General features: G+C 44.3%; 12 protein-coding genes. All 12 read left to right on the top strand.

Annotated elements, in window-relative coordinates:
• The coding region (ccrZ, locus tag GMD4S_RS05925) for a cell cycle regulator CcrZ (protein ID WP_000321372.1) at positions 1-707 on the top strand (707 nt) is incomplete at its 5' end.
• Positions 704-1,339, top strand: coding sequence for a tRNA (guanosine(46)-N7)-methyltransferase TrmB (gene trmB / locus GMD4S_RS05920; RefSeq protein WP_001266088.1), 636 nt, complete (start codon positions 704-706; stop codon positions 1,337-1,339). The genes ccrZ and trmB, both read left to right, overlap by 4 nt.
• Positions 1,340-1,465: 126 nt before the next feature.
• Positions 1,466-1,945 (top strand): ribosome maturation factor RimP, encoded by a 480-nt coding sequence (gene rimP, locus GMD4S_RS05915; RefSeq protein ID WP_000338695.1) that lies wholly within the window; start codon positions 1,466-1,468, stop codon positions 1,943-1,945.
• A 42-nt stretch (positions 1,946-1,987) separates the two neighbouring features.
• Positions 1,988-3,124, top strand: coding sequence for a transcription termination factor NusA (nusA, locus tag GMD4S_RS05910; protein ID WP_000032277.1), 1,137 nt, complete (start codon positions 1,988-1,990; stop codon positions 3,122-3,124).
• A gap of 21 nt (positions 3,125-3,145) precedes the next feature.
• Positions 3,146-3,439, top strand: coding sequence for an RNase P modulator RnpM (rnpM, locus tag GMD4S_RS05905; RefSeq protein WP_000857564.1), 294 nt, complete (start codon positions 3,146-3,148; stop codon positions 3,437-3,439).
• Positions 3,432-3,731, top strand: coding sequence for a YlxQ-related RNA-binding protein (locus tag GMD4S_RS05900; RefSeq protein ID WP_001041396.1), 300 nt, complete (start codon positions 3,432-3,434; stop codon positions 3,729-3,731). Before rnpM ends, GMD4S_RS05900 begins: the two co-directional genes overlap by 8 nt.
• Positions 3,732-3,747: 16 nt before the next feature.
• Complete coding sequence (infB, locus tag GMD4S_RS05895) at positions 3,748-6,534, top strand: translation initiation factor IF-2 (protein WP_000039179.1); 2,787 nt, start codon at positions 3,748-3,750, stop codon at positions 6,532-6,534.
• A 166-nt stretch (positions 6,535-6,700) separates the two neighbouring features.
• The gene (gene rbfA / locus GMD4S_RS05890) at positions 6,701-7,051 is read left to right on the top strand and encodes a 30S ribosome-binding factor RbfA (RefSeq protein WP_001273601.1); all 351 of its coding nucleotides are present in this window, start codon (positions 6,701-6,703) and stop codon (positions 7,049-7,051) included.
• 151 nt (positions 7,052-7,202) lie between these two features.
• Positions 7,203-7,982, top strand: a complete 780-nt coding sequence (locus GMD4S_RS05885; RefSeq protein ID WP_001118425.1) for a hypothetical protein — start codon at positions 7,203-7,205, stop codon at positions 7,980-7,982.
• 1 nt (position 7,983) lies between these two features.
• On the top strand, positions 7,984-8,166 hold the full coding sequence (locus GMD4S_RS05880; protein ID WP_000505783.1) for a hypothetical protein: 183 nt from the start codon (positions 7,984-7,986) through the stop codon (positions 8,164-8,166).
• A 261-nt stretch (positions 8,167-8,427) separates the two neighbouring features.
• Complete coding sequence (locus GMD4S_RS05870; RefSeq protein ID WP_000368739.1) at positions 8,428-8,661, top strand: DUF1858 domain-containing protein; 234 nt, start codon at positions 8,428-8,430, stop codon at positions 8,659-8,661.
• Positions 8,661-9,995 (top strand): DUF438 domain-containing protein, encoded by a 1,335-nt coding sequence (locus GMD4S_RS05865; RefSeq protein ID WP_000752872.1) that lies wholly within the window; start codon positions 8,661-8,663, stop codon positions 9,993-9,995. Before GMD4S_RS05870 ends, GMD4S_RS05865 begins: the two co-directional genes overlap by 1 nt.
• Positions 9,996-10,018: the final 23 nt, after the last annotated feature.

Below are 10,018 nucleotides of genomic sequence, written 5' to 3'. Positions count from 1 at the left end.
GCGTCTTTGTAAAAATGAACACCTCTCCAATCCTACCTGGCCTAGCCAGAGAACAAATCGCTCCTCAATTACTATGGACTCGTCGTTTAGCGGATGGTCGTGATATGTGTGCTCAGGAATGGCTGACGGGTAAAATCTTGACCCCTTACGATATGAATCGCAAGCAGATTATCAATATCTTGAACCGCCTTCACCGCTCGCGTCCCTTGATGAAGCAGTTGAGCCGTTTGGGATATACCATGGAAACACCAGTTGATTTGCTACGTTCTTGGCAGCAAGGAGTTCCAGAAATCTTGAAGCAGAATCACTATTTGAACAGTGTGATTGCGGAACTAGGTAAGACGGTTCCAGGTTTTAGGGAAGACCATGCAACGATTGTGCATGGGGATCTTCGTCATAGTAATTGGATTGAGACGGAGAGTGGACTCGTTTATCTAGTGGATTGGGATTCGGTTCGTCTGACGGATCGTATGTTTGATGTGGCGCATTTGCTATGCCACTACATTCCAGATCATCAGTGGCGTCAATGGTTGAGAGACTACGGCTATAAGTACAATCAGACAGTGTTAGATAAATTGTATTGGTATGGTCAGTATTCTTATTTGAACCAGATTGCCAAATACTGTGAAAATCAAGATTTAGACAATGTAAACCGGGAGATTTACGCCTTGCGTGTCTTCCGCGATAAGTATGGAAAGAAGAGATGAGAGTTAGAAATCGTAAAGGGGCGACAGAATTACTAGAGGCCAATCCTCAGTATGTGGTCCTCAATCCCTTGGAAGCTAAAGGGAAATGGCGAGACTTGTTTGGAAATGATCATCCTATTCATGTAGAGGTTGGAAGTGGGAAAGGGGCCTTCGTATCCGGAATGGCCAAGCAAAATCCTGACATCAACTACATCGGGATTGATATCCAAAAGTCGGTATTGAGTTATGCCTTGGATAAGGTATTAGAAGTTGGAGTGCCCAACATCAAGTTGCTGTGGGTAGATGGTTCAGATCTGACCGACTACTTTGAAGACGGTGAGATTGATCGTCTCTACCTAAACTTTTCAGATCCCTGGCCTAAAAAACGCCATGAAAAACGTCGTTTGACTTACAAGAGTTTCTTGGATACCTTCAAGCGCATCTTGCCTGAGAATGGGGAAATCCATTTCAAGACAGATAACCGTGGCTTGTTTGAGTACAGTCTAGTGAGCTTTTCTCAGTATGGGATGAAACTCAATGGTGTTTGGCTGGACTTGCATGCCAGTGATTTTGAAGGCAATGTCATGACAGAGTATGAGCAAAAATTCTCCAGCAAAGGTCAAGTGATCTATCGAGTTGAAGCAGAATTTTAAGAAATAGCTTGAAAACCAGCTGTTTGAGTGCTAATGCTTTACATAAATTGACAAACGTGCTATACTGATAGTAAGAATATGAGAAAGAGAGGCGGGGAAATATCTTCGCCTCTTGCTTATGAGGAGGTGGACGCAATCGCAACAATCGTAGAATTAGTCAGAGAAGTTGTAGAACCTGTCATCCAAGCGCCTTTCGAGCTCGTGGATATCGAGTATGGAAAGATTGGCAGTGACATGATTCTCAGTATTTTTGTAGATAAACCCGAAGGAATTACCTTGAACGACACGGCAGACCTGACAGAAATCATCAGTCCTGTTCTTGATACTATCAAGCCTGATCCCTTCCCAGAACAATATTTCCTAGAAATCACCAGTCCAGGCTTGGAACGTCCTTTGAAAACCAAGGATGCTGTCGCTGGAGCGGTTGGGAAATACATTCATGTCGGGCTCTACCAAGCCATCGATAAACAAAAAGTCTTTGAAGGAACTTTGGTATCCTTTGAAGAGGATGAGTTGACCATGGAATATATGGACAAGACACGTAAGAAAACCGTCCAAATTCCATACAGTTTAGTATCAAAAGCACGTTTAGCAGTAAAACTATAGAAAAGAAAGGATAGCTTTTGAGGATTCAAAAGTAAAAAGAACATGAGTAAAGAAATGCTAGAGGCCTTCCGCATTTTGGAAGAAGACAAGGGAATCAAAAAAGAAGACATCATCGACGCAGTAGTAGAGTCGCTTCGTTCCGCTTATCGCAGACGCTATGGTCAATCTGATAGCGTAGCCATCGACTTCAATGAAAAAACAGGTGACTTTACTGTCTATACTGTTCGTGAAGTGGTTGATGAAGTATTTGATAGCCGTTTGGAAATCAGCTTGAAAGATGCTCTTGCCATTAATTCAGCCTATGAACTTGGTGACAAAATCAAGTTTGAAGAAGCACCTGCTGAGTTTGGTCGTGTAGCAGCCCAATCTGCTAAACAAACCATCATGGAAAAAATGCGCAAGCAAACACGTGCCATCACTTACAATACTTATAAAGAACATGAACAAGAAATCATGTCTGGTACAGTAGAACGATTTGACAACCGCTTTATCTATGTCAATCTCGGCAGCATCGAAGCCCAATTGTCAAAACAAGACCAAATCCCTGGAGAAGTTTTTGCTTCCCACGACCGTATCGAAGTCTACGTTTACAAGGTTGAAGACAATCCTCGTGGTGTCAATGTCTTTGTTAGCCGAAGCCATCCAGAAATGATCAAACGCTTGATGGAGCAAGAAATTCCAGAAGTTTACGATGGAACTGTTGAAATCATGAGCGTAGCCCGCGAAGCTGGTGACCGTACCAAAGTTGCCGTTCGTAGCCACAATCCAAACGTGGACGCTATCGGGACAATCGTTGGACGTGGTGGTGCCAACATCAAGAAAATAACCAGCAAATTCCACCCAGCTCGTTACGATGCCAAGAGCGACCGCATGATTCCTGTCGAAGAAAACATCGACGTTATCGAGTGGGTAGCAGATCCAGCTGAGTTTATTTACAATGCCATCGCACCTGCAGAGGTTGACCAAGTTATCTTTGATGAAAACGACAGCAAACGTGCCTTGGTCGTTGTGCCTGATAACAAGCTTTCTCTTGCCATCGGTCGTCGTGGACAAAACGTTCGCTTGGCGGCTCATTTGACAGGTTACCGTATCGATATCAAGTCTGCCAGTGAGTTTGAAGCTATGGAAGAAGCAGGTCAAGTGGATTACGCAGCTGCGGACGAATTGATCGAAGAATAAAAGCTGCTAGAGGAGGGAAAGATGAAAACAAGAAAAATCCCTTTGCGCAAGTCTGTTGTATCCAACGAAGTGATTGATAAGCGTGATTTGCTCCGCATTGTCAAGAACAAAGAAGGGCAAGTCTTTATCGATCCGACAGGCAAGGCCAATGGTCGTGGCGCTTATATCAAGCTAGACAATGCAGAAGCCCTAGAGGCCAAAAAGAAGAGAGTCTTTAACCGCAGCTTTAACATGGAAGTGGAAGAAAGCTTTTATGACGAGTTGATTGCTTATGTGGATCACAAAGTGAAAAGAAGAGAGTTAGGACTTGAATAAGCAAAAGATAAGTAATCTCTTGGGACTTGCTCAACGAGCAGGCCGGATCATATCAGGAGAGGAATTGGTGGTTAAAGCCATCCAAGACCAGAAAGCCAAGCTAGTCTTTCTAGCCCATGATGCTGGTCCCAATCTGACCAAGAAGATTCAAGATAAAAGTGACTATTATCAAGTAGAAGTTATAACCGTGTTTTCAACACTGGAATTAAGCATAGCAGTCGGAAAATCGAGAAAGGTTTTGGCTGTGACAGATGCTGGATTTACAAAGAAAATGAGGTCTCTTATGGAATAGAAGAGGAGGACATGATTTGTCTAAGAAAAGATTGTACGAAATCGCAAAAGAACTTGGAAAAGAAAGTAAAGAAGTTGTAGCGCGTGCAAAAGAGTTGGGCTTGGATGTGAAAAGCCACTCATCGAGCGTGGAAGCTGCTGCTGCTGAGCAAATCGCAGCGAGCTTTAAATCTGCACCTGCTCCTAAGGCAGAAGCAAAACCTGCAGCACCAAAAGCAAGTGTAGAAAAGAAAGCAGAAAAGCCTGTATCAGCTAAACCAGTAGCCGCTAAGGAAGAAAGCAAATCAGCTACACCTGCAGCTCCTAAGGAAGAAAAAGTAGTGGCCGCAAGACCACAGAGTCGAAACTTCAAGGCGGAGCGTGAGGCGCGTGCCAAAGAGCAGGCAGAGCGACGCAAACAAAACAAGGGCAACAACCGTGACCAACAACAAAACGGCAACCGTCAGAAAAATGACGGCCGTAATGGTGGTAAACCTGGTCAAGGGAACCGCGACAATCGCCGATTTAACGACCAAGGGAAAAAACCACAAGGTCAAGGAAATCGTGGCAATGATCGCCGTCTGCAACAAGACTTCCAGCCAAAACAAGCTGGGCCACGTGTTGACTTTAAAGCCCGTGCAGCAGCCCTAAAAGCAGAGCAAAATGCAGAGTACGCACGCTCAAGCGAGGAGCGCTTCAAACAATCGCAAGCAGCCAAAGAAGCCTTGGCTCAAGCTAACAAACGCAAGGAGCCAGAGGAAATCTTTGAGGAAGCTGCTAAGCTAGCTGAACAAACGCAACCAGCCGTAACAGTAGCTCCTGTAGCGAAAGAAGCGCCAGTGGATACACGTCGTAAAAAACAAGCTCGACCAGACAAAGAACGTGACGATTATGATCACGAAGAAGATGGTCCTAGAAAACAACAAAAGAATCGAAGTAGTCAGAATCAAGTGAGAAATCAAAGAAATAGTAACTGGAATAACAACAAGAAAAATAAAAAAGGGAACAAGCAAAACAACCGTAACCAGGCTCCAAAACCTGTTACAGAGCGTAAGTTCCACGAATTGCCAACAGAATTTGAGTATACAGATGGTATGACTGTTGCGGAAATCGCAAAACGGATCAAACGTGAACCAGCTGAAATCGTTAAGAAACTCTTTATGATGGGTGTCATGGCCACACAAAACCAATCCTTGGATGGGGAAACCATTGAACTCCTCATGGTGGATTACGGTATTGAAGCCAAACAAAAGGTTGAAGTGGATAATGCCGACATCGAACGTTTCTTTGTCGAAGATGACTATCTTAACGAAGATGAATTGGTTGAGCGTCCACCAGTTGTAACCATCATGGGACACGTTGACCATGGTAAGACAACCCTCTTGGATACCCTTCGTAACTCTCGTGTAGCGACAGGTGAAGCAGGTGGTATCACGCAGCATATCGGTGCCTACCAAATCGTGGAAAATGGCAAGAAGATTACCTTCCTTGATACACCAGGACACGCGGCCTTTACCTCTATGCGTGCGCGTGGTGCATCTGTTACCGATATTACTATCTTGGTTGTAGCGGCCGATGATGGGGTTATGCCTCAGACTATCGAAGCCATCAACCACTCAAAAGCGGCCAACGTTCCAATCATCGTAGCTATCAACAAGATTGATAAACCAGGTGCCAACCCAGAACGCGTTATCGGTGAATTGGCAGAGCATGGTGTCATGTCAACAGCTTGGGGCGGAGATTCTGAATTTGTTGAAATCTCAGCTAAATTCAACCAAAATATCGAAGAATTGTTGGAAACAGTCCTTCTTGTGGCTGAAATCCAAGAACTCAAAGCAGACCCAACAGTGCGTGCTATCGGTACGGTTATCGAAGCGCGCTTGGATAAAGGAAAAGGTGCAGTCGCAACCCTTCTTGTCCAACAAGGTACCTTGAATGTCCAAGACCCAATCGTTGTCGGAAATACCTTCGGTCGTGTCCGTGCTATGACCAATGACCTTGGTCGTCGTGTCAAGGTTGCAGGCCCATCAACACCAGTTTCTATTACAGGTTTGAACGAAGCGCCAATGGCGGGTGACCACTTTGCCGTTTACGAAGATGAAAAATCTGCGCGTGCAGCCGGTGAAGAGCGTGCGAAACGTGCCCTCATGAAACAACGCCAAGCTACCCAACGTGTCAGCCTTGAAAACCTCTTTGATACACTTAAAGCTGGTGAGCTCAAGTCAGTTAATATCATCATCAAGGCCGACGTACAAGGTTCTGTTGAAGCCCTTTCTGCCTCCCTTCAAAAGATTGACGTAGAAGGTGTCAAAGTTACCATCGTTCACTCAGCGGTCGGTGCCATCAATGAATCTGACGTGACTCTTGCCGAAGCTTCAAATGCCTTTATCGTTGGTTTCAACGTACGCCCTACACCACAAGCGCGTCAACAAGCGGAAGCTGACGATGTAGAAATCCGTCTCCACAGCATTATCTACAAGGTTATCGAAGAGATGGAAGAAGCCATGAAAGGGATGCTTGACCCAGAATTTGAAGAAAAAGTTATCGGTGAAGCAGTTATCCGTGAAACCTTTAAGGTATCTAAAGTGGGAACTATCGGTGGATTCATGGTTATCAACGGTAAGGTTACCCGTGACTCGAAAGTCCGTGTTATCCGTGACGGTGTCGTTATCTATGACGGTGAACTCGCAAGCTTGAAACACTACAAAGACGACGTCAAAGAAGTTACAAACGGTCGTGAAGGTGGATTGATGATTGATGGCTACAATGATATCAAGACTGATGATGTGATTGAGGCTTATGTCATGGAAGAAATCAAACGATAATAGAGAAACGATAGCCAATTTGACTCGTCGTCAACAGCGCCTTGATGAACCCTTAGTTCTATCTAAGGCTTATTTCCTAGATTCAAATGGCTCTAGTTCCTCTATCTAACAGAAATAGCTAGGTCTGCTGGCCTAGCTTTTGGTTCAAAGTAGAGAAAGGAATATCATGGCAAATCATTTCCGTACGGATCGTGTGGGCATGGAAATCAAGCGTGAAGTCAATGAGATTTTGCAAAAGAAAGTCCGTGATCCACGTGTCCAAGGTGTGACCATTACAGATGTTCAGATGCTAGGTGATTTGTCTGTTGCCAAGGTTTACTACACCATTTTGAGTAACCTTGCTTCGGATAACCAAAAAGCTCAAATCGGGCTTGAGAAAGCAACTGGTACCATCAAACGTGAACTTGGTCGCAATTTGAAATTGTACAAAATCCCAGATTTGACCTTCGTCAAAGACGAATCCATCGAATATGGAAACAAGATTGACGAAATGCTACGCAATCTGGATAAGAACTAAGAAAGAGGGGATACCCCTCTTTTTTCTTGTCAGAGTAGTCTATTTGTTAATCATCAATATGTTGCCTTTGTAAAACGCAGTTTAAAAAATTTGTAAATTTCAAATAGTATGATATGATAAAGCTTGATATAAATGAAAAACGGAGAGACATATGGCTAAACAAGATATAGCTATGCAAGTGCTGCAACAAGTGGTAAAATTACCCGTAGTCAAAGTTGATCGAGAGAAATTTTTAGTAGAAAAGTTTTCAAAGGAATTAGACCGTAAGGATATTCCAACTTTGATTGAACAAGGACCGACGGCTTTATTACCCCAGGAAAGCTTGGATAGAGTGGCCAAGGCCTGTATTAAGGATAATGTCCTGTTAGCCAGTGGAACTTCGGTTTTGGCAGGTCTACCTGGAGGGATTCTCATGGCGATCACTATCCCAACAGACGTAGCTCAGTTTTATGGTTTTTCATTGAAATTAGCTCAAGAACTAGGGTATATTTACGGATTTGATGATCTCTGGGCATCGCGCAATGAGTTAAGCGAGGAAGCTAAAAACACACTTCTACTGTACCTCGGTGTGATGCTGGGAGTAAATGGTACAGCTGCATTGCTTCGAGCGGGAGGTGTTGCGGTTGCTAAGCAAGTGATGAAAACCGTTCCTCAGAAAGCCTTGACAAAGACCCTCTGGTATCCGATTTTGAAAAAAGTTTTGAAAATTTTTGGTGTTAATCTGACAAAAGGAGGCCTAGCCAAAGGAATGGGGAAATTCATTCCTATCCTAGGTGGTATTATTTCAGGTGGCTTAACCTTTGCGACCATGAAACCGATGGGGGAAAGCTTGCAACAGGAGTTATCTAAATTAGTTAACTATAATGAAGAACAATATCAAGAAGACATAGAAACTATCCGAAAAGAAGCTGAAATCATCGAAGGTGAGTAATATGGGATTCATTAAAATTCTGACCAAGACTTACGGGAATTACTTTTTTGTGATGCAAAGCATCAAAGTCCTGAAGAACATGAAAAAAGATGACAATGCTCTAGTAGGTTTCGGGAAAGTACTGCTTGCTGACAAGCTGATGGATGTAGCCCAGTGGCTCGCAAAACCAGATGATAAGGAATAACTTGAAATGAAAGAAACTAGCAGGAACTACGCTGCTAGTTTTTTAATCTCTTCCCATATGGTATAATATAAGCAGTAAAATCATTTTATACTCTTCGAAAATCTCTTCAAACCACGTCAGCTTCACCTTGCCGTAGGTATGGTTACTGACTTCGTCAGTTCTATCCACAACCTCAAAACACTGTTTTGAGCAACCTGTGGCTAGCTTCCTAGTTTGCTCTTTGATTTTCATTGAGTATTAGAACATACAATGGAGGTCGTCATGGACAATATCATCGATGTATCAATTCCCGTTGCAGAAGTGGTAGACAAGCACCCGGAAGTCTTGGAAATCCTAGTGGAGCTTGGTTTTAAACCACTTGCTAATCCCTTGATGCGCAACACAGTCGGTCGCAAAGTATCGCTTAAGCAGGGTTCTAAACTTGAAGGAACTCCTATGGACAAGATTGTCCGCACACTGGAAGCGAATGGTTACGAAGTGATTGGATTAGACTAATGGCAGATGAACGGATTCATATCCTACGGGATATTTTGTTAGAATTGCACAACGGCGCCTCTCCCGAGTCAGTTCAGGAGCGTTTTGATGCGACTTTTACGGGTGTTTCAGCCATTGAGATTTCCCTCATGGAGCACGAGCTGATGAACTCAGACTCAGGTGTCACCTTTGAAGATGTCATGGAACTCTGCGATGTCCATGCTAATCTTTTTAAAAATGCTGTTAAGGGCGTCGAAGTAGAGGATACTGAACACCCTGGCCATCCCGTTCGCGTCTTCAAGGATGAAAATCTGGCTCTCCGTGCAGCTTTGATTCGCATTCGGAGACTGTTGGATACCTATGAGTCTATGGAAGATGAGGAAATGCTGGCAGAGATGCGCAAGGGCTTGGTCCGTCAAATGGGGCTGTTGGGGCAATTTAACATCCATTATCAGCGCAAGGAAGAGCTCTTTTTTCCCATCATGGAGCGCTATGGTCACGATTCACCTCCTAAAGTCATGTGGGGGGTGGATGACCAGATCAGAGAACTCTTTCAGACAGCTCTAGCGACGGCTAAGGCACTACCAGAAGTGGCGATTTCCACTGTAAAGGAGGCCTTTGAAGCTTTTGCGACAGAGTTTGAAAGTATGATTTTCAAGGAAGAGTCCATCCTTCTCATGATTCTTCTTGAGTCGTTCACCCAGGATGACTGGATTCAGATTGCGGAGGAGAGCGATGCCTACGGCTATGCCATCATCCGTCCGTCTGAAAAATGGGTGCCAGAACGACAGAGTTTCGTTGAGGAAAAGAGTGCAGAGGAGCCCGTGCAGCTGGACACGGCTGAAGGTCAAGTTCAGCAAGTTATCGATACACCAGAAGGCCAGTTCACCATTACCTTTACCCCTAAGGAAAAGGAAGCAGTGCTGGACCGTCATAGTCAACAGGCTTTTGGCAATGGTTATCTCTCCGTCGAGCAGGCCAATCTCATCCTCAATCACCTCCCTATGGAGATCACTTTTGTCAATAAAGACGATATTTTTCAGTATTACAATGACAATACGCCAGCTGATGAGATGATTTTCAAACGGACGCCGTCCCAAGTCGGGCGCAATGTAGAACTCTGCCATCCGCCCAAATATCTAGAAAAGGTGAAGGCCGTTATGCAAGGTCTTCGTGAAGGGGTCAAGGACAAGTATGAAATGTGGTTCAAGTCAGATTCGCGAGGCAAGTTTGTCCACATTACCTATGCTGCGGTACACGATGAAAACGGGGAATTCCAAGGCGTGTTGGAGTATGTTCAGGATATCCAGCCCTACCGAGAGATTGATACGGACTTCTTCCGTGGATTAGAATAAGGAGAATCAATGAGTTACGAACA

This window comes from Streptococcus sp. GMD4S (assembly GCF_000296955.1).
The sequence above is the reverse complement of the archived record's forward strand: the minus strand, read 5'-3'. Positions and strand labels throughout refer to the sequence as shown.